Source organism: Chitinimonas sp. BJYL2 (genome assembly GCF_027257935.1).
Lineage (GTDB): Bacteria > Pseudomonadota > Gammaproteobacteria > Burkholderiales > Chitinimonadaceae > Chitinimonas.
Genome location: NZ_JANZKW010000001.1, coordinates 1,118,084 through 1,134,432 on the forward strand (window position 1 = coordinate 1,118,084; position 16,349 = coordinate 1,134,432).

At 63.3% G+C, this 16,349-nt stretch carries 20 protein-coding genes and 1 other RNA gene; 11 read left to right on the top strand and 10 right to left on the bottom strand.

From position 1 onward, the window contains the following. The 3 genes from ftsL to mraZ are packed head-to-tail and all read right to left on the bottom strand — an operon-like array spanning position 1 to position 1,669. Positions 1 to 258: a cell division protein FtsL gene (ftsL, locus tag O9X62_RS05205; RefSeq protein WP_269531703.1), complete on the bottom strand. Its 258-nt coding sequence runs from the start codon at positions 256 to 258 to the stop codon at positions 1 to 3. 14 nt (positions 259 to 272) lie between these two features. Beyond that, complete coding sequence (gene rsmH, locus O9X62_RS05210; RefSeq protein WP_308446426.1) at positions 273 to 1,226, bottom strand: 16S rRNA (cytosine(1402)-N(4))-methyltransferase RsmH; 954 nt, start codon at positions 1,224 to 1,226, stop codon at positions 273 to 275. After that, positions 1,223 to 1,669 carry a division/cell wall cluster transcriptional repressor MraZ gene (gene mraZ, locus O9X62_RS05215; protein WP_269531705.1) on the bottom strand — a complete coding sequence of 149 codons (447 nt, stop codon included), beginning with the start codon at positions 1,667 to 1,669 and terminating at the stop codon, positions 1,223 to 1,225. Before mraZ ends, rsmH begins: the two co-directional genes overlap by 4 nt. A gap of 283 nt (positions 1,670 to 1,952) precedes the next feature. Here mraZ and O9X62_RS05220 point away from each other — a divergent pair, with 283 nt between their 5' ends. From O9X62_RS05220 to msrP, 3 genes are all read left to right on the top strand, one after another. Further along, positions 1,953 to 2,285, top strand: a complete 333-nt coding sequence (locus tag O9X62_RS05220; protein ID WP_269531706.1) for a hypothetical protein — start codon at positions 1,953 to 1,955, stop codon at positions 2,283 to 2,285. A gap of 10 nt (positions 2,286 to 2,295) precedes the next feature. Next, positions 2,296 to 2,469, top strand: coding sequence for a hypothetical protein (locus O9X62_RS05225; protein ID WP_269531707.1), 174 nt, complete (start codon positions 2,296 to 2,298; stop codon positions 2,467 to 2,469). A gap of 77 nt (positions 2,470 to 2,546) precedes the next feature. Continuing rightward, positions 2,547 to 3,473 (top strand): protein-methionine-sulfoxide reductase catalytic subunit MsrP, encoded by a 927-nt coding sequence (msrP, locus tag O9X62_RS05230; RefSeq protein WP_269531708.1) that lies wholly within the window; start codon positions 2,547 to 2,549, stop codon positions 3,471 to 3,473. Between the two features lie 60 nt (positions 3,474 to 3,533). Here msrP and rnpB read toward each other — a convergent pair. Both rnpB and pyrC read right to left on the bottom strand, forming a co-directional pair. Further along, positions 3,534 to 3,907, bottom strand: an RNA gene (rnpB, locus tag O9X62_RS05235) — RNase P RNA component class A. 32 nt (positions 3,908 to 3,939) lie between these two features. Beyond that, positions 3,940 to 4,977: a dihydroorotase gene (gene pyrC / locus O9X62_RS05240; RefSeq protein WP_269531709.1), complete on the bottom strand. Its 1,038-nt coding sequence runs from the start codon at positions 4,975 to 4,977 to the stop codon at positions 3,940 to 3,942. A 102-nt stretch (positions 4,978 to 5,079) separates the two neighbouring features. On the opposite strand from pyrC, the gene O9X62_RS05245 reads away from it, so the two are divergent. Then, positions 5,080 to 5,514 carry a DUF1801 domain-containing protein gene (locus O9X62_RS05245; RefSeq protein WP_269531710.1) on the top strand — a complete coding sequence of 145 codons (435 nt, stop codon included), beginning with the start codon at positions 5,080 to 5,082 and terminating at the stop codon, positions 5,512 to 5,514. 3 nt (positions 5,515 to 5,517) lie between these two features. On the opposite strand, the gene O9X62_RS05250 is transcribed toward O9X62_RS05245, so the two are convergent. Together O9X62_RS05250 and O9X62_RS05255 are read right to left on the bottom strand one after the other, a co-directional pair. Further along, positions 5,518 to 5,757, bottom strand: a complete 240-nt coding sequence (locus O9X62_RS05250) for a sulfurtransferase TusA family protein (protein WP_269531711.1) — start codon at positions 5,755 to 5,757, stop codon at positions 5,518 to 5,520. A 31-nt stretch (positions 5,758 to 5,788) separates the two neighbouring features. Continuing rightward, positions 5,789 to 6,367, bottom strand: a complete 579-nt coding sequence (locus O9X62_RS05255; protein ID WP_269531712.1) for a HutD family protein — start codon at positions 6,365 to 6,367, stop codon at positions 5,789 to 5,791. 42 nt (positions 6,368 to 6,409) lie between these two features. On the opposite strand from O9X62_RS05255, the gene chrA reads away from it, so the two are divergent. From chrA to O9X62_RS05270, 3 genes are read left to right on the top strand one after another with little or no spacing between them, the layout of a single operon-like run. Next, on the top strand, positions 6,410 to 7,606 hold the full coding sequence (chrA, locus tag O9X62_RS05260; RefSeq protein ID WP_269531713.1) for a chromate efflux transporter: 1,197 nt from the start codon (positions 6,410 to 6,412) through the stop codon (positions 7,604 to 7,606). A gap of 19 nt (positions 7,607 to 7,625) precedes the next feature. Beyond that, a complete protein-coding gene (locus tag O9X62_RS05265; protein ID WP_269531714.1) occupies positions 7,626 to 8,387 on the top strand; it encodes an NRDE family protein in 762 nt (253 codons plus the stop codon). Then, positions 8,384 to 9,418, top strand: a complete 1,035-nt coding sequence (locus O9X62_RS05270; protein ID WP_269531715.1) for a cation diffusion facilitator family transporter — start codon at positions 8,384 to 8,386, stop codon at positions 9,416 to 9,418. The genes O9X62_RS05265 and O9X62_RS05270 overlap by 4 nt, the downstream gene beginning before the upstream one ends. A 170-nt stretch (positions 9,419 to 9,588) precedes the next feature. On the opposite strand, the gene O9X62_RS05275 is transcribed toward O9X62_RS05270, so the two are convergent. The 3 genes from O9X62_RS05275 to O9X62_RS05285 form a co-directional block, all read right to left on the bottom strand. Continuing rightward, entirely contained in the window at positions 9,589 to 10,518 is a 930-nt protein-coding gene (locus O9X62_RS05275; protein ID WP_269531716.1) for an exopolyphosphatase, read from the bottom strand. A 77-nt stretch (positions 10,519 to 10,595) separates the two neighbouring features. Next, entirely contained in the window at positions 10,596 to 11,540 is a 945-nt protein-coding gene (locus tag O9X62_RS05280; protein ID WP_269531717.1) for an SPFH domain-containing protein, read from the bottom strand. Between the two features lie 53 nt (positions 11,541 to 11,593). Continuing rightward, on the bottom strand, positions 11,594 to 12,019 hold the full coding sequence (locus tag O9X62_RS05285) for an NfeD family protein (protein ID WP_269531718.1): 426 nt from the start codon (positions 12,017 to 12,019) through the stop codon (positions 11,594 to 11,596). A 153-nt stretch (positions 12,020 to 12,172) separates the two neighbouring features. Here O9X62_RS05285 and mnmG point away from each other — a divergent pair, with 153 nt between their 5' ends. Genes mnmG through O9X62_RS05305 form a run of 4 tightly spaced genes read left to right on the top strand, consistent with a single transcriptional unit; the run spans position 12,173 to position 16,334 of the window. Then, positions 12,173 to 14,080, top strand: coding sequence for a tRNA uridine-5-carboxymethylaminomethyl(34) synthesis enzyme MnmG (mnmG, locus tag O9X62_RS05290; RefSeq protein ID WP_269531719.1), 1,908 nt, complete (start codon positions 12,173 to 12,175; stop codon positions 14,078 to 14,080). Between the two features lie 44 nt (positions 14,081 to 14,124). Next, on the top strand, positions 14,125 to 14,715 hold the full coding sequence (rsmG, locus tag O9X62_RS05295) for a 16S rRNA (guanine(527)-N(7))-methyltransferase RsmG (protein ID WP_308446427.1): 591 nt from the start codon (positions 14,125 to 14,127) through the stop codon (positions 14,713 to 14,715). After that, the gene (locus O9X62_RS05300) at positions 14,712 to 15,479 is read left to right on the top strand and encodes a ParA family protein (RefSeq protein ID WP_269531721.1); all 768 of its coding nucleotides are present in this window, start codon (positions 14,712 to 14,714) and stop codon (positions 15,477 to 15,479) included. Before rsmG ends, O9X62_RS05300 begins: the two co-directional genes overlap by 4 nt. A 3-nt stretch (positions 15,480 to 15,482) precedes the next feature. Then, positions 15,483 to 16,334 (top strand): ParB/RepB/Spo0J family partition protein, encoded by an 852-nt coding sequence (locus tag O9X62_RS05305; RefSeq protein ID WP_269531722.1) that lies wholly within the window; start codon positions 15,483 to 15,485, stop codon positions 16,332 to 16,334. The last annotated feature ends 15 nt before the right edge of the window (positions 16,335 to 16,349 follow it).

The window sequence follows — 16,349 nt, forward strand, 5'->3', positions numbered from 1 at the left end:
TCAGGGGTTTGCCGCGGCAACGGGTGCCAACTGCGTATGGGTAGGATCGACCACGCGCATGCCAAGGCGGTTGGTGGCCTCCTTTTCAATGCGCGAGTGCATCGCCCAGGTACTCTGCTCCAGCTGCAGCTGGCCCCACTCGACATCCAGCCGACGGGCTTCCGCTTGCGCTTTCTGCAACTCGATATAGGCTCGCCGCGCCTTGTGCTGCGAGGTGACGACCCCCAGCGCGCAAACGATCAGGACAAAGAGCAACAACAAATTCAACCGCGTCACGACGCAAACAAGCCCGCACCGGTGCGCTCGGCCACACGCAGGATGGCGCTACGGGCGCGGGGGTTTTCCTTCACCTCGGCCTCAGAGGGGCGTAATGCCTTGCCCACGAGCTTCAGCGGTGCCTCGCCGATATCGGCTGCGCGCACGGGCAGGCGGCTCGGCAGCTTGTCTGCCGTGCTCGCGTTGGCCATGAAGCGCTTGACGATGCGATCTTCGAGGGAATGAAACGCAATGACGGCCAGTCGGCCGCCAGTGCTTAATCTGCCCAGAATCTGCGGCAGGGTTAGCGACAGTTCCTCAAGCTCGCGATTGATGTGAATCCGTATAGCCTGGAAGGTGCGCGTCGCCGGGTCCTGGCCCGGCTCCCGGGTGCGGACGGCCGTTGCCACGATCTTGGCAAGTTGTCCTGTTGTCGTGACAGGGTTTTCGAGCCGAGCCTTAACAAGCGCGCTTGCAATCTGTTTAGCAAACCGTTCTTCGCCATAATCGCGTATTACCTCCGTGAGGTCGGTTTCGCTGGCCGTAGCCAGCCATTCCGCAGCCGTCTGGCCGCGGGTGGTATCCATGCGCATGTCGAGCGGCGCATCGAAGCGGAAGCTAAAGCCGCGTGCGCCGTCGTCGATCTGCGGGGAAGAGATGCCCAGATCCATCAGCACGCCATCGACCTGGGTCACGCCTTGGGCGCTCAGGCCGGTATCGAAGGCGGCATAGGGTTCGTGGACGATGACAAAGCGCGGGTCGCTGATACGCTGTGCCTCGGCAATCGCCTGCGGGTCTTTGTCGAAGGCAATCAGCCGGCCCTTGGGGCCCAGCTGCGAGAGGATTAGCCGCGAGTGGCCGCCGCGCCCGAAGGTGCAGTCCACATAGATGCCGTCGGGACGGATGGCGAGGGCGGCCACCGCTTCGGTCAGCAGTACCGTGCGGTGGGTGAATTCGGGGGCGCCCATCACAGCACGAAACCGTCGAGTTGCGCCGCGATATCGGCGGGTGACATGGCCAGCGCAGCGGCCGTCTGGGCGTGCCAGCGGGCTTCGTCCCAGAGTTCGAACTTGCTGCCCAGACCCACGAGGGCCGTGGCTTTGTCGAGCTGGGCAAACTGGCGCAACGTGGGCGAGACGAGAATACGACCGGCGGAGTCGATCTCGACTTCTTCGGCATGGCCGAGGATCAGCCGCTGCAAGGCGCGCGCCTGCGGATTGAAGGCCGGCAGATTGTTGAGCTTGTCGCGCACGGGTTCCCAGGCGGGCTGGGGATAGATCAGCAGGCACTGGCTGGGATCGACCGTGATGGTCAGGCGCCCGCTGCACTGCGCCAGCAGGGCGTCACGATGCCTGGCCGGAATGGCCAGACGCCCTTTGCTGTCGAGATTGAGAAGTGCAACGCCGCCAAACATGCTTGAACCAGTCCCGCCGAGGGGGAGAAAACCGCCGTCGCGATTTTCAGGATTTATCCGGATAAATGGGCGGAAGCGACACTTTTCACCACTTTCACCCACTGCGCCCCACTATAGGGCATGGGGTCAAAGCCGGTCAAGCTGGCAAATTGGGCTTTTTGCGTTTTGCGACAATCACTTACGGCTAATTTATGCTAAGGCCATTACGGCAAATAGTCCTTTGCAAATAAGGGTTTATGTGGAACACTGAAACCAGTGCTTTAACTTGAATGCCTGTCGCGCCATGACCACTCGTCGCTTGCTCTGTGCCTTTGCCCTGCTGAGCCTCGCCGCCTGCTCGCAATTGCAGCAGACCGGCCGTGCTGTCGCTGACAACAATGGCGTGCTGCAGGATTCCGAAATCCGCCCGCTGGGCAACAAGCGTTACCACATCCGTGTAGTGGGTTCGTCGGTGTTCTTTGATGGGCAGGCAGAAACCTTCTTCCGCCGCCGGGCCGAGGCACACAGCCAGCGTCTGGGCTGCAAGAGCTGGGCGCTGGTGTCCTACAAGTCGGGCACCGAAAACACGATGCTCGGCGCACGCCAGTATGTGGACGGCGTGATCGAGTGCCGCTGAGCGCAGGCATATGAGCGCGCACCTCGCGCGGCTGGCGCTGCTGATCGGTGTGGTGGCCCTGGTGCTGATGCTGCTCAAGCCCGACACCCGCAAGCGGCTGCACAAGCAGATCACCCTGTTCGCCACCTTGCTGTTGATCAGCTCGGTCGCCATGGCGGCTTGGCAGCTTTGGCGTAGCCGCTGACCGGACGCTGATAGATCGGACGAACCACGCCGACCAAGGCGGGTCAGAACCGCTGAAGCCCTGCCGGAGTGTCCACCATGCCGCTTTACCGCCCGCCCTTGATCGCGCCTAGCGAGATCACCCCCGAAGCGATCTATCAGCAGCGCCGCAGCCTGATGCAAGGAGCAGCACTGGCCGGACTGGCCGCCGCCATGCCGCCGCTGCAGGCCGCCCCACTGCCGACCTTCTACAAGAGTCGTTACAGCACCGACGAGCCTAGAAACAGCCTCACCGAGGTCACCAGCTACAATAATTTCTACGAGTTCGGCACCGACAAGGGCGACCCGGCCGATAACGCCCATACGCTCAGAACCGAACCGTGGACGGTGGAAGTGAGTGGCGAGGTCGCCAAAGCCCGCAAGTTCGATCTGGACAGCCTGCTCAAGCTCGCGCCGCTGGAAGAGCGTATCTACCGGCTGCGTTGCGTGGAGGGCTGGTCCATGGTGATTCCCTGGGTAGGCCTGCCCTTGGCGGCGCTGCTCAAGCAGGTGCAGCCCACCAGCCGCGGCAAGTTCGTCGAATTCACCACTTTGCTGGCGCCCGAGCAGATGCCGGGCCAGAAAACCCGGGTACTCGACTGGCCGTATATTGAAGGCCTACGCATCGACGAAGCCATGCATCCGCTGACGATTCTGGCCGTGGGCCTGTACGGCAAGCCCTTACCCAAGCAGAACGGCGCACCGATCCGGCTGGTGGTGCCCTGGAAGTACGGCTTCAAGAGCATCAAGTCCATCGTCCGGATCCGCCTGGTCGAGCGCCAGCCCACCAGTAGCTGGACGGCGGCCGCCCCCAGCGAGTACGGCTTCTACTCGAACGTGAACCCCGAGGTCGATCACCCGCGCTGGAGCCAGGCGACCGAGCGCCGCATCGGCGAATTCCTCAAACGCAAGACGTTGATGTTCAACGGCTACGCGGATGAGGTGGCGAGCTTGTACAAAGGGATGGATTTGCGTCGAAACTTTTAGCCCACGAATCGGGCCAGGCCAATGCAACAAGGCCGCAAGCAGCGGCCTTGTCATGAATAAGTGCAAAGTCAGCCTGTAAGCCGGGTCCTGTGACGTAGCGGTTGCCCGCTACCGACAGTCATTCATCTAGGACGGCCATTGCTGACCGCCTCAAGCAACCTACCCGCTGGCTCGGGGGGCCCCGTCAGCGCCAGCCTATTTGGTCTTGCTTCGGATGGGGTTTAGCCTGCCGTCCGTGTCGCCACGTCCGCGGTGGGCTCTTACCCCACCTTTTCACCCTTGCCTGTGAATGCTTGCGCAAACCATCGGCGGTTCAGCTCTCTGTTCCACTTTCCGTCGCCTCGCGGCGCCCGGCCGTTAGCCGGCATCCTGCCCTGTGAAGCCCGGACTTTCCTCTCCCCGCTTGCGCAGGCAGCGACTGTCCGGCCAACTTTGCCTTGCTAGTGTACCACCCCGGTCAAGCCCCTCAGGCTTTGAGGCGCCAGCCTACCGTTTCGCCGGCGCGCAGCGGCACCAGCGTATCGCCGGCTAGATAAGGCAGCTCGGCCGGTACGGGCGTGGCCTCCTTGACCAGCGTGATCGTGTCGCCATTGGCGGGCAGGCCATAGAACAGCGGCCCGAAGCGGCTCGCAAAACCTTCCAGCTTGTCGAGCGCGCCGGCAGTCTCGAAGGCTTCAGCATATAACTCGATACCGTTATTGGCCGTGTACATGCCGGCGCAACCACAGCTGGCTTCCTTGGTGGACTTGCCGTGCGGCGCGCTGTCGGTGCCGAGGAAGAACTTGGGATTGCCGCTGATCGCCACTTCCATCAGCGCCTCGCGGTGAATCTCGCGCTTGAGCACGGGCAGGCAGTAGTGATGCGGGCGGATGCCACCGGTGAACAGCGCGTTGCGGTTCATCAGCAGGTGGTGCGCGGTAATCGTGGCCGCGACATTGGCGCCGGCACCCCAGACAAAATGCGCGGCCTGCTTGGTGGTGATGTGCTCGAACACCACCTTGAGCGTGGGCAGCTTCTCCAGCAGCGGCTTCATGACCTTGTCGATGAACACGGCTTCGCGGTCGAACACGTCCACGGTGTGATCGGTGACTTCGCCGTGCACCAGCAAGGGCACACCAAGTTCGGCCATCGCGGTCAGCGTGGGCAGCACCTTGGTGATATCGGTCACGCCGGCATCGGAATTGGTGGTGGCCCCAGCCGGGTAGAGCTTGAGCGCATGCACGAAACCGCTCTGTTTGACGCGCTCGATCTCCTCGGGCGGCGTGACGTCGGTCAGGTACAGCGTCATCAGCGGCTCGAACTGCATGCCGGCCGGAATCGCGGCCACGATGCGTTCGCGGTAGGCCGCGGCCTCGGCCACGGTGCGTACCGGTGGCTTGAGGTTGGGCATGACGATCGCACGGCCGAAGCGGCGCGCGGTATCGGGCAACACAGCCTTGAGGGCATCGCCATCGCGCAGGTGCAGGTGCCAGTCGTCGGGGCGGATCAGGGTCAGTTCGGTCATGGTGGCGCGCCAGAGTTCAGATCGGGAATGCCCGGATTATCCCGGCATCGCGAGACGGCGGCTACACTGAGCTGACTTGATTGCGTCACAGGCGGTATCAGCATGGCCGAGAACAAGACCCAGCCTACGGGACAAGACATTGCCGATTTTCTGGACGCGATAACCGACCCCGCACGACAGGCCGATTGCCGTACCTTGGCCGAGCTGATGCAAAGGCTCACGGGCTGGGCGCCCGAAATCTGGCGCGGCAATATGGTGGGTTACGGACGGTATCGATACCGCTATGCCAGCGGCCACGGTGGCGAATGCTTCGTGACCGGTTTTTCGCCGCGCAAGCAGGATCTCACCGTGTACATCATGCCCGGATATGCCGATTTCGAGGCCATCCTCGCGCGGCTCGGCAAGCACAAGATGGGCAAGAGCTGCCTCTATCTCAAGTCGCTGGCACAGGTGGACATGGCGGTGCTCGAAGAGCTGATCGTGGCGGGCCTGGCGCGCATGCAGCAATTGCACGGGCCCGATATCACGCCGACCTGATCCTCAGCGGCGTGTCAGCCAGAACAGGAATTTGCCGTCGCTACCCACTTCGTGGTGGCTGAGCGCATGGCCGGTCTGGCGACAGAAGGCTTCAAAGTCGGCTGGCGTGCCGGGGTCGGTGCAGATCAGTTGCAGTACGGTGCCGCTGGGCAAGTCGGCCAAGGCTTTCTTGGCGCGCAGGATGGGCAGCGGGCAGTTCAGGCCGGACAGATCGACCGTGAGGTTGGCTTCGGGTGCAGACATGGCAGGGGCCGGGTGGATCGGGGAGTCCGGATTATAACGCCGCTGCAGGATGCACTTCGATGATGATCAGGGTGGCGGCTGCCTGGGCGTGCAGTGTCAGGGCTGTGCCGCTGGTATGGACCAATTGGCCCGCATTGATGGTTTGGCCGCCGAGGCCGAACTCACCCGTATGCAGATAAACCAGATGTTGTGCCCCATCCGCCAACGTCAGCGATGCGCCGACGGTCAGTTGCTGGATCTGGAGCGCGGCACGGCCCCAGTCGCGCGCCACCATCAGGTTGAAGTCGCGCAACGGTCCGTCCAGCAGCGTGCAGTCCACCGGGGTTTCGCCCGCAAACACAATGGGCTGCAAGGTTTGCTCCAGCCGCACGGGTGCGGACCCGTCAAAGCGCAGCGCCATGCCGGCACCCTCCAGCAGCAAGAGCGTGCGGTCTACGCCGGGAAAGGCCGAGAACGGACCACCTTGCGCCACGGTGGCAATCGACAAGCGCAAGGCAAAGTCCGCTGGCCGTGCAGGGTGGGGCAGCCGGAACAGCTCACAGGTGGTGCCGCCACCGTTCTTCCACGGCATATCGGTGTAATCGGCAGTACCTAGCAGACGATAAGACATGTCTGGCATTCTAGCCGGCCGCTCACCACCCGGACGCGTCCCTTGATAACGCCACCGCCCTTTGCCGATGCCTGCCGCTTCTGGCTCAAGCTGGGGCTGATCTCGTTCGGCGGTCCGGCCGGGCAGATCGCCATCATGCGTGAAGAGCTGGTCGAGCGCCGTCGCTGGCTCGATGCCGAACACTTCAACCACGCACTTGCCTATTGCATGCTGCTGCCAGGCCCAGAGGCACAGCAGCTCGCGACCTACGCCGGCTGGCTATTGCATGGCCGCCGTGGCGGGCTGGTGGCCGGCCTGCTGTTCATCCTGCCCTCGCTGCTGTTGATGCTAGTGCTGGGCTGGCTCTATGTGGGTTTTGGCGATACGCCAGTGGCCAGTGCCATCAAGCTGGGCGTGCAGCCCGTGGTGGTGGCGCTGGTGGCGATGGCCCTGTGGCGCTTCGGCAAGAAGGGTTTGCAGGGCAGACAATCGTGGCTGCTGGCTATCTGCGCCTTTGTGGTGGGTTGGTGGGCCTTGCTGCCGATCCCGCTGCTCTTGCTGCTGGTAGGCTTGCTGGGTTGGTGGCAGCGCGACCGCGAGCCCGACCTGGCTGCCAGGCCACCGCTGGCTTTTCGTCGCAGACTGGCTGGTATTGCCGCGTTTGTCGGCGTGTTTCTGGCGATCTGCCTGCTGCTTGCACCTACCGGGCGTCTCGGCGAAATTGCCTCGGTATGCGGCAAGGCGGCACTGGTCAGTTTTGGTGGTGCCTATGCGGTGCTGCCGTACTTTTTCGATACGGCTGTGCGTGATTACCAGTGGATCACTGCGCCGCAGATGCTCGATGCCCTGGCGCTGGGCGAAACCACGCCGGGGCCGCTGATCATGGTACTGAGCTTTGTCGGCTATCTGGCGGCGGCGCCCATGGGCTGGGGTTGGCTGGGCGCGCTGACGGCCACACTGTTCACCTTTCTGCCCTCCTTCGTGTTCATTCTGGCGGGGGCGCCCCTGGTGGAAGCCAGTCGCCATCTGCCCGCCGTGAAGGCCCCGCTGGCAAGCATCAGCGCTGCGATTGTCGGCCTGATCGCACAGCTGGCCCTGATGCTGGCGCTGCATGTGCTGTGGCCGCAGCAACAGATCGATTGGCTGGCGGCCGCGCTGGCGCTGGCGGGGTTCGGACTCCTGTGGCGTGGCGGGTCGGTGCCGTTGGTGCTGGGCTTGGGACTGCTTGCCGGCATGCTGCGCGCTTGGCTGATGCTCTGAGCTGCCGGACAATGCCGGCATGTGCCTGATCGGTTTTCACTGGGACCCCCACGGGCCCGTTCCCTTGCGCGTGGCGGCTAACCGCGACGAGTTCTACGCGCGCCCCACCGCGGCGGCGGCCTGGTGGGATGACGACCAGCGCCTTGGCGGCCGTGATCTGCAAGCCGGCGGTAGCTGGATGGGCCTGAGCCGCACCGGTCGTTTTGCTGCGCTGACCAACTACCGAGATCCGCGTCGCCACAAGCCCGACGCTACCTCGCGCGGCGCGCTGGTGGCCGACTTTCTGGCCAGCGATATCACGGCATCCGACTTCCTGCATGCCTTGCGCGGCCGTGCGAGCGCCTACAACGATTTCAACCTGCTGGTGTTTGATGGTCGCTTGCTGCTGGGCTATGAAAGCCACACCGACCGTACCCTGCGCTTTGGCCGTGGTGCCCATGCCGTCTCCAATGGCGGTTTCGATTCCCCCTGGCCCAAGGTCGAACGTTTGCGTGCCGCCATGGCAGATGACACTAGCCTTGAGGCGCAATTTGCCCTGCTGGCCGACACGGCCATTGCGCCGGACGCACGCTTGCCGTCCACCGGCGTGCCGCTCGAATGGGAGCGGGCGCTGTCGGCACTGTTCATCCGCACGCCTGAGTACGGCACCCGCGCCAGCACGGTGCTGAGTGTATCGGCCGGCCATTGCCAGTTCATCGAACGCAGCTTTGATCACGGCGTGTTTGCCGGCGAGCAGCGTTTTACCTTTAGTCCCCAAGCCGACGGAGCAGCCCCCGCATGAGTCACCACCACCACGATCATGCCCATGGCCATCATGACCATGGCCGCGATGCCAGCAGGAACCGGCTGGTGCTGGCCCTGCTGCTGACGGCCGGCTACGCGTTCGTCGAAGCATTCGGTGGTTGGTGGACGGGCTCGCTGGCACTGCTCTCGGACGCCGGCCATATGTTGACCGATGCCGCCGCGCTGGGTCTGGCGCTGTTTGCCCGCATCATCGCCGCGCGTCCGGTGTCGGCGCGGCATTCCTATGGTTTTACGCGGGCCGAAATCCTCGGCGCGCTGGTCAACAGCCTGTTCATGCTGGCCATGGTGGGCTGGATTGCCTTCGAGGCGATTGCCCGCCTGGCCAACCCTGCCCCGGTCAACGGCCTGGGGGTGGTGGCGATTGCCGCCGTCGGTTTTGTCGTCAACCTGATCGCGGCCTGGCTGCTGTCGGGGGATAGTCACAATATGAACACGCGCGCAGCGCTGCTGCATGTGCTTGGCGATCTGCTCGGTTCGGCGGCTGCCATCGTGGCGGGCCTCGTGATCTGGCAGACCGGCTGGCAGCCGATCGATCCGATCCTCTCCTTGCTGGTGGTGGTGCTGATCGTGCGCTCGGCTTGGGCGCTGGTGAAGCAATCGAGCCATATGCTGATGGAAGGCGTGCCTGCCCATCTGGATATGGAGGCCATCGGCAAGGCCTTGGTGGGACAGAGCGGGGTGAGCTCGGTGCACGATCTGCATGTCTGGCATCTGGGGCCGGACCGCATTGCGCTCTCGGCCCATGTGCTGATCGATTCGGCCGACACCTGGCCACGCCTGCTGGCCAGCACTCAGAGCCTGCTGGCCAAGGAGTTCGGGATTGACCATGTGACGCTGCAACCGGCTTGGCCCGGCGTCATGCCCGCCGGCAAGGTCATCCCGCTGGTGCCGGTGGCCGGGGCGCCCGAGCATGCTCACCACGACCACGACCACGACCACGACCACGACCACGACCACGACCACGACCACGGGCATGGGCATGGGCATGGCAAACCGCATGCCCACTGAATGAACCGGCCAGTCAGGGTCCCGTAGCGTGCAATAAGCCCAAAGACCGCATTGCACCGCAAGCGGTCGGTGCCGCGACCTGATGCAATGCGCTGCGCTTATCGCACCCTGCGGGGATGAAAACAAAAACGGCCCGCTACGGGCCGTTTTGATGGGGTGCCGCGAGCTGATCAGCCGTCGGCGTTGATCTTGGCAATCAGCTCGGCCTGCACCTGTGCCGCCTTGTCGTTATCGACCTGACAGGTGCCCGCGGCCAAGTGCCCGCCACCACCATACTTCAGGCACAGCTCGCCCACATTGGTCTTGCTGCCGCGATCCAGTATCGATTTGCCCACCGCGAACACCGTGTTCATCTTGTCGCGGCCCCACATGACGTGGATGGAGATGTTCGTTTCCGGGAACAGGGCGTAAATCATGAAGCGATTGGTCGCGTAGATCATGTCCTCGTTGCGCAGATCAAGGACCGCAACATTCTTGTGGACCGTGGTGCAGCGGCGGATCTGGTCCTTGGCCTTGGGTTCGTGCTCGAAGTACAGCTCCACGCGTTCGCGCACATCGGGCAGGGTGAGGATGTCTTCAATGCCGTGGTTACGGCAGTAGTCGATCAGGTCCATCATCAGCTGGTAGTTGCTAACGCGGAAATCACGGAAACGACCGAGGCCGGTGCGTGCATCCATCAGATAGTTGAGCAGCACCCAGCCTTCTGGGCTGAGGATTTCATCGGCGGTGAAGTCGGCCGAGTCGCCCTTGTCCACGGCCTCCATCATGTCGTCGCGTACCCGCGGGAAGGCCTTCTTGCCGCCGTAGTACTCGTACACCACGCGCGCCGCCGAGGGGGCAGTGGGCATGATCACATGGTTGTCGCGCTTTTCGTTGCGCACCGTCTCGGACAGGTGGTGATCGAACGCAAGGTGTATGCCGGGCACAAAGGGCAGGTTGGTGCTGATGTCATGGTCGCTCACGGCGACCTTGCCATCCTGCATGTCCTTGGGATGGACAAACAGGATGTCGTCGATCAGATTGATTTCCTTGAGCAGCACGGCGCAGACCAAGCCGTCGAAATCGCTGCGGGTGATAAGGCGAAACTTGCGATCAGACATCGTTGCACTCCCTGTTCAAGCTCGTTCGATCACTATGGGTATAGATCTGCCGGCGCAATGACCGCCAGCACCGCAGGTCAGCTGTTTTCCTGTTTGACCACACGCATGGCGGTGGCGACCAAGCTGCCGACATCGGCCACATTGGCCGGCAGGATCAGCGTATTGCCTTCCTTGGCCAGCTGGCCGAAGGCTTCCACATACTTTTCGGCGACCTTGAGGTTCACGGCTTCCATGCCGCCGGGCATGCGCGTGGCCTGCGCCACCATGGCCAGCGCCTCAGCCGTGGCCTTGCCGACCAGCCGCAGCGCTTCGGCCTCGCCGGTGGCGCGGTTGATGGCGGCCTGCTTGTCGCCTTCGGATTCGTTGACCATGGCCTGCATTTCGCCCTGCGAGCGCTGGATCGCGGCTTCACGCTCACCCGTGGCGATATTGATCTGCTCCTGCTTGCGGCCTTCGGACGCGGCGATCAGCGCACGCTTTTCGCGTTCGGCCGTGATCTGGGCCTGCATGGCATGGAGGATTTCCTTGGGCGGCGTCAGATCCTTGATCTCGTAACGCAGCACCTTCACGCCCCAGTTGGACGCGGCCTCGTCGAGTGCCGTCACCACCGTGTGGTTGATGTCGTCGCGTTCTTCAAAGGTCTTGTCGAGTTCCATGCGGCCGATCACGGAGCGCAGGGTGGTCTGGGCCAGCTGGGTGATGGCCAGCTCGAAGTTGCTGGAGCCGTAGGACGCCTGCTTGGGATCGGTGACCTGGAAGTACAGGATGCCGTCGACCTGCAACTGGGTATTGTCCTTGGTGATACAGATCTGGCTCGGCACATCGAGCGGCACTTCGCGCAGATCGTGCTTGTAGGCGATGCGGTCGATGAAGGGCACGACCACATTGAGACCCGGTTCCAGCGTGGCATGAAAGCGGCCGAGCCGCTCCACGACCCAGGCATGTTGCTGCGGCACGACTTTGAGTGCCTTCAGCGCAAAGATCAGGGCGACGACGAATAGGACGATGGCGGTAGTGGACATCAAATTCTCCGGGGACATGCTAAGAGCGAATGCGGGTCATGGCGAACGCGCTATTACGCGTTCGCCGGGGGCGTGGCGGACAGCAGCAGGGTGTTGCCACGCTGGCCCACGATATAGAACGTGGCGGGGCGAGCGCTTTCGTCAGCCGGTGCATCGGTTTCGCCATCCCAACTGGTACCACGATAGCGCACACGTACGCTGGTCGGGCTGTGCCAGGTTTCGACTTCGACACGCTGACCCAGATCGAGCGATTGCGGCCCGGCCGCGCGTTGCAGCGGATACTTGCGCAACCACATCGAGCCGCCCACAGCGCATGCCGCGGCCAGCGCCAGTTGTGCCGGGACGGGCAGGCCAGCCCAGGCTGCTAGCCCACCGACGCCGGCGGCGACCGCATACATCAGCAGATAGAAGGTGCCAGACAGCATCTCGGCGCCTGCCAGCGCCAAGGCCAGAATGAACCAGACAGCGTAGTTTTCCATGCGTGTGCAGCCAAGTCCTGAAAGTGGGGAACGCCTACTTTATAGTCTGCCCGCTTGTCCTCGGCTAGCCAGCTGGCAAGCGATTGGCCGGCCATGGCCATTCTGATTTACAATGCAGCCCCTTTGCCGTTCAGATTCAGGCACTTAACATCCATGCTCTACCCCGAACGTTTCGATGTGATCGTGATCGGTGGCGGCCACGCCGGCACCGAAGCTGCGCTGGCCGCTGCCCGAATGGGCGTGCGCACGCTGCTGCTCACCCACAATATCGAGACGCTGGGGCAGATGAGCTGCAACCCGTCCATCGGCGGCATCGGCAAGGGTCATCTGGTCAAGGAAGTCGATGCACTCGGCGGCGCGATGGCGCTGGCCACGGATATGGGCGGTATCCAGTTCCGCACGCTCAACGGCTCCAAAGGCCCGGCCGTGCGCGCCACGCGTGCCCAGGCCGACCGTGTGCTGTACAAGGCCGCCATCCGTCACATGCTGGAAAACCAGCCCAACCTCACGCTGTTCCAGCAAGCGGTGGACGATATCGTCGTCGAAGGCGAGCGCGTGGTCGGCGTCGTCACGCAGATCGGCATCCGCTTCGATGCGCCCACCGTGGTGCTGACCGCCGGTACCTTCTTGGCCGGCAAGATCCATGTGGGGCTGGAGAACCATACGGGTGGCCGTGCTGGCGACCCAGCCTCCGTTACCTTGTCGAGTCGTCTGCGCGAGCTGAACCTGCCCGTGGGCCGGCTCAAGACCGGCACGCCGCCGCGCATCGACGGCCGCAGCATCGACTTCAGCGTGATGGAAGCCCAGCCCGGCGACGACCCGAGGCCTGTATTCTCGGTGCGCGGCAACCGCGCCATGCATCCGCAGCAACTGCCATGCTGGATCACCCATACCAACGAGCGTACCCACGACATCATCCGCTCGGGGTTCGATCGCTCGCCGATGTTTACCGGCAAGATCGAGGGCGTGGGTCCGCGTTACTGCCCCAGCATCGAAGACAAGATCAACCGCTTTGCCGACAAGGATTCGCACCAGATCTTCCTGGAGCCCGAAGGTCTGCAAACGCACGAGTTCTACCCCAACGGTATCAGCACCTCGCTGCCGTTCGATATCCAGCTGGCCGCCGTGCGCTCGATCCGTGGTCTGGAAAACGCCCACATCCTGCGCCCCGGCTATGCGATCGAATACGATTACTTCGATCCTCGTGCGCTCAAGGCCACGTTCGAGAGCAAGGCCATCAACGGTCTGTTCTTTGCCGGCCAGATCAACGGCACCACCGGTTATGAAGAAGCCGCCGCGCAAGGCCTGTTCGCCGGCCTGAATGCCGCACTGCAAGTACAGGGCAAGGACGCGTGGACGCCAACGCGCGATCAAGCCTATCTCGGCGTGCTGGTCGACGACCTGATCACGCGCGGTGTCTCCGAGCCCTACCGCATGTTCACCAGCCGCGCCGAGTTCCGCCTGCAACTGCGTGAGGACAACGCCGATCTGCGTCTTTCTGAGGACGGTCGCCGTCTGGGTCTGGTCGGCGATGCGCAGTGGGATGCGTTCTGCCGCAAGCGCGATGCGGTGGCCGTGGAGCTGAGCCGCCTGCAATCGACCTGGGTCAACCCGCGTTTGGTTGAGGCCGCCGATGCCGAGCGCGTGTTCGGCCAGGGTATCGAGCGCGAATACACGCTGGAGCAACTGCTGCGCCGCCCGAATGTGGATTACGCCAGCCTGATGAGCCTGCCGGTGGCCGGCCCCGGCGTGGACGCGCCCGAGGTGGCCGAGCAGGTCGAGATCCAGGTCAAGTACGCCGGTTATGTGGAGCGCCAGAAAGACGAAGTCGCCCGCCGTGCCGATATTGAAGAGGTGCGCCTGCCTGCCGATATCGACTACGCTCAGGTGCCGGGCCTCAGCAAGGAAGTCCAGCAGCGCCTGAGCCAGCAGCGGCCAGAGACCTTGGGCCAGGCATCGCGCCTGCAAGGCATGACGCCGGCCGCCATCGGCCTCTTGCTGGTGCATCTCAAGCGCGCCGGCAAAACCAAGACAGACCAGCCCGAGACCAAGACCGCATGATCGGCCCACAACAAGAACAACAGCTCAGGGATGGGCTGGCGGCCATGAATTTGCCGCTGCCCGACGAGCAGATCGCGCGCTTGCTCGCCTATCTGGCCCTGATGCTCAAGTGGAACAAGACTTACAGCCTCACCGCCATCACCCAGCCCGAGCGCATGGTGTCGCACCATCTGCTCGACAGCCTCGCGGCTTTGACGCCGATTGCCGGCCACCGACCAGTCCGCATCCTGGATGTCGGCTCCGGCGGCGGCCAGCCTGGCATTCCGTTAGCTATTGTTCGCCCCGACTGGCAGCTGACGCTGCTCGACAGCAATAACAAGAAGGCCGCCTTCCTGCAGCAGGCCGTCATCGAGCTGGGCCTCAAGAATGTCACCGTGGTGTGTAACCGTGTCGAGGCTGTGCAGGGCCAAGCGTTTGATCTGATCACCTCGCGGGCCTTTGCCGACCTGGGCGACTTCGTCAAACTGACGCGCCAGTTGCTGACGGCCGATGGTGCCTGGGCCGCGCTCAAGGGCGTGCAACCGTTTGAAGAAGTGGCCGCCTTGCCGGCCGATATCAGCAGCACGATCGAACCCCTCAACGTGCCCGGTCTCGGTGCCGAGCGTTGCATTGTATGGATGAGAGCCAAGGCATGAGCCGTGTGATCGCCATCACCAACCAGAAGGGCGGCGTGGGCAAGACCACCAGCGCCGTCAACCTTGCTGCAGGACTGGGGCAGGCCGGCAAGCGCGTGCTGCTGATCGACCTCGACCCACAGGGCAATGCCACCATGGGTTGCGGTGTCGACAAGCACGGCCTGGGCCGCAGCGTGTACCACCTGCTGCTCGGTCATGCTGAACTCGACGATGCCCGCGTAAAGACCGAACACGGTTTCGATCTGCTGCCGGCCAACCGCGAACTGGGCGGTGCCGAAGTCGAGCTGATCGAGGTTGAGCGCCGCGAGCTGCGCTTGCGCGAAGCGTTGGTGAAAGTGCGCCGCGATTACGACTTCATCCTGATCGACTGCCCGCCGGCACTCAATATGCTGACGGTGAACGGTCTGGCCGCGGCTGATGGCGTGATCATCCCCATGCAGTGCGAGTACTACGCGCTCGAAGGCCTGACCGATCTGGTCAACACCTTGCGCAAGGTGCGCGTGGCGCTGAACCCCAAGATCGAGATCGACGGCTTGCTGCGCACGCTGTTCGACCCGCGCTCCACACTGGCACAGCAAGTGGTGGCGCAGCTGGGCCAGCATTTCGGCGACAAGGTGTTCAACACCGTGATTCCGCGCAATATCCGTCTGGCCGAGGCACCGAGCTTTGGCCGACCGATCTTTTCCTACGACAAGTCCTCGCGCGGTGCGCAGGCTTACCGCGAGCTCGCCGACGAGCTGATCGCACGTTTTCCCGGAAAATAAGACATGGCAAAACTCAAAGGTTTGGGACGCGGTCTCGACGCGCTGCTGGGCAGTGCGGAACCCGTCGGTGAAGATCGCTTGCAGATTCTGCCCGTGCATCATTTGCAGCCGGGCAAATACCAGCCGCGCAGCCATATGGACGAACACGCCCTGGCCGATCTGGCGGAGAGCGTGCGTACGCAGGGTGTGATCCAGCCGATACTGGTGCGTGAACTGGGCGTGGACCGCTACGAGATCATCGCCGGCGAGCGTCGCTGGCGTGCCGCCCAGAAAGCGGGTTTGACCGAAGTGCCCACGGTCGTGCGCAAGGTCTCGGACGAAGTCGTGCTGGTGATGGCGCTGATCGAGAACATCCAGCGCGAAAACCTGAACCCGCTCGAAGAAGCCATCGGTCTGCAAAGGCTGATCGACGAATTCGGCATGACCCACGAAGCCTGCGCCCATGCCGTCGGCAAGTCGCGTTCCGCAGTGACCAACCTGCTGCGTTTGCTGAATCTGGCTGAGCCGGTGCGTGATTTGCTGATGCAGGGTGCGCTCGATATGGGCCATGCGCGTGCCTTGCTGACGCTGCCGGTGCTCAAGCAGATCGACACCGCCAGACTGGTGGCCGAGAAAGGCCTGTCGGTGCGCGAAACCGAGAAACTTGCCCAGACCCTGCTGGCCGGCCAACCGGCCCCCAAGGCGATAGTCGAGAAGAAGGTCGATCCCGATCTGGCGCGTCTGCAGGAAGACCTATCTGACAAGCTCGGTGCCAAGGTGCAGATCGCGGCCGGCCGCAAGGGTCGTGGCAAGGTAACCATCGAATACGGCTCGCTGGATCAGCTCGATGGCTTGCTGGCGCTGCTGAAACAATAAGTAAACACAAGCCGG

Bases quoted from the DNA above. Each gene is read 5' to 3' on its own strand.
- O9X62_RS05270 (WP_269531715.1), top strand. From the start codon at position 8,384: ATGAGTCACCACCACCACGATCATGCCCATGGCCATCATGACCATGGC.
- O9X62_RS05225 (WP_269531707.1), top strand. From the start codon at position 2,296: ATGAGCGCGCACCTCGCGCGGCTGGCGCTGCTGATCGGTGTGGTGGCC.
- O9X62_RS05220 (WP_269531706.1), top strand. From the start codon at position 1,953: ATGACCACTCGTCGCTTGCTCTGTGCCTTTGCCCTGCTGAGCCTCGCC.
- O9X62_RS05255 (WP_269531712.1), bottom strand. From the start codon at position 6,367: ATGTCTTATCGTCTGCTAGGTACTGCCGATTACACCGATATGCCGTGG.
- O9X62_RS05245 (WP_269531710.1), top strand. From the start codon at position 5,080: ATGGCCGAGAACAAGACCCAGCCTACGGGACAAGACATTGCCGATTTT.
- O9X62_RS05275 (WP_269531716.1), bottom strand. From the start codon at position 10,518: ATGTCTGATCGCAAGTTTCGCCTTATCACCCGCAGCGATTTCGACGGC.
- O9X62_RS05265 (WP_269531714.1), top strand. From the start codon at position 7,626: ATGTGCCTGATCGGTTTTCACTGGGACCCCCACGGGCCCGTTCCCTTG.
- rsmG (WP_308446427.1), top strand. From the start codon at position 14,125: ATGAATTTGCCGCTGCCCGACGAGCAGATCGCGCGCTTGCTCGCCTAT.
- O9X62_RS05250 (WP_269531711.1), bottom strand. From the start codon at position 5,757: ATGTCTGCACCCGAAGCCAACCTCACGGTCGATCTGTCCGGCCTGAAC.
- O9X62_RS05280 (WP_269531717.1), bottom strand. From the start codon at position 11,540: ATGTCCACTACCGCCATCGTCCTATTCGTCGTCGCCCTGATCTTTGCG.
- O9X62_RS05300 (WP_269531721.1), top strand. From the start codon at position 14,712: ATGAGCCGTGTGATCGCCATCACCAACCAGAAGGGCGGCGTGGGCAAG.
- msrP (WP_269531708.1), top strand. From the start codon at position 2,547: ATGCCGCTTTACCGCCCGCCCTTGATCGCGCCTAGCGAGATCACCCCC.
- O9X62_RS05305 (WP_269531722.1), top strand. From the start codon at position 15,483: ATGGCAAAACTCAAAGGTTTGGGACGCGGTCTCGACGCGCTGCTGGGC.
- pyrC (WP_269531709.1), bottom strand. From the start codon at position 4,977: ATGACCGAACTGACCCTGATCCGCCCCGACGACTGGCACCTGCACCTG.
- mraZ (WP_269531705.1), bottom strand. From the start codon at position 1,669: ATGTTTGGCGGCGTTGCACTTCTCAATCTCGACAGCAAAGGGCGTCTG.
- mnmG (WP_269531719.1), top strand. From the start codon at position 12,173: ATGCTCTACCCCGAACGTTTCGATGTGATCGTGATCGGTGGCGGCCAC.
- O9X62_RS05285 (WP_269531718.1), bottom strand. From the start codon at position 12,019: ATGGAAAACTACGCTGTCTGGTTCATTCTGGCCTTGGCGCTGGCAGGC.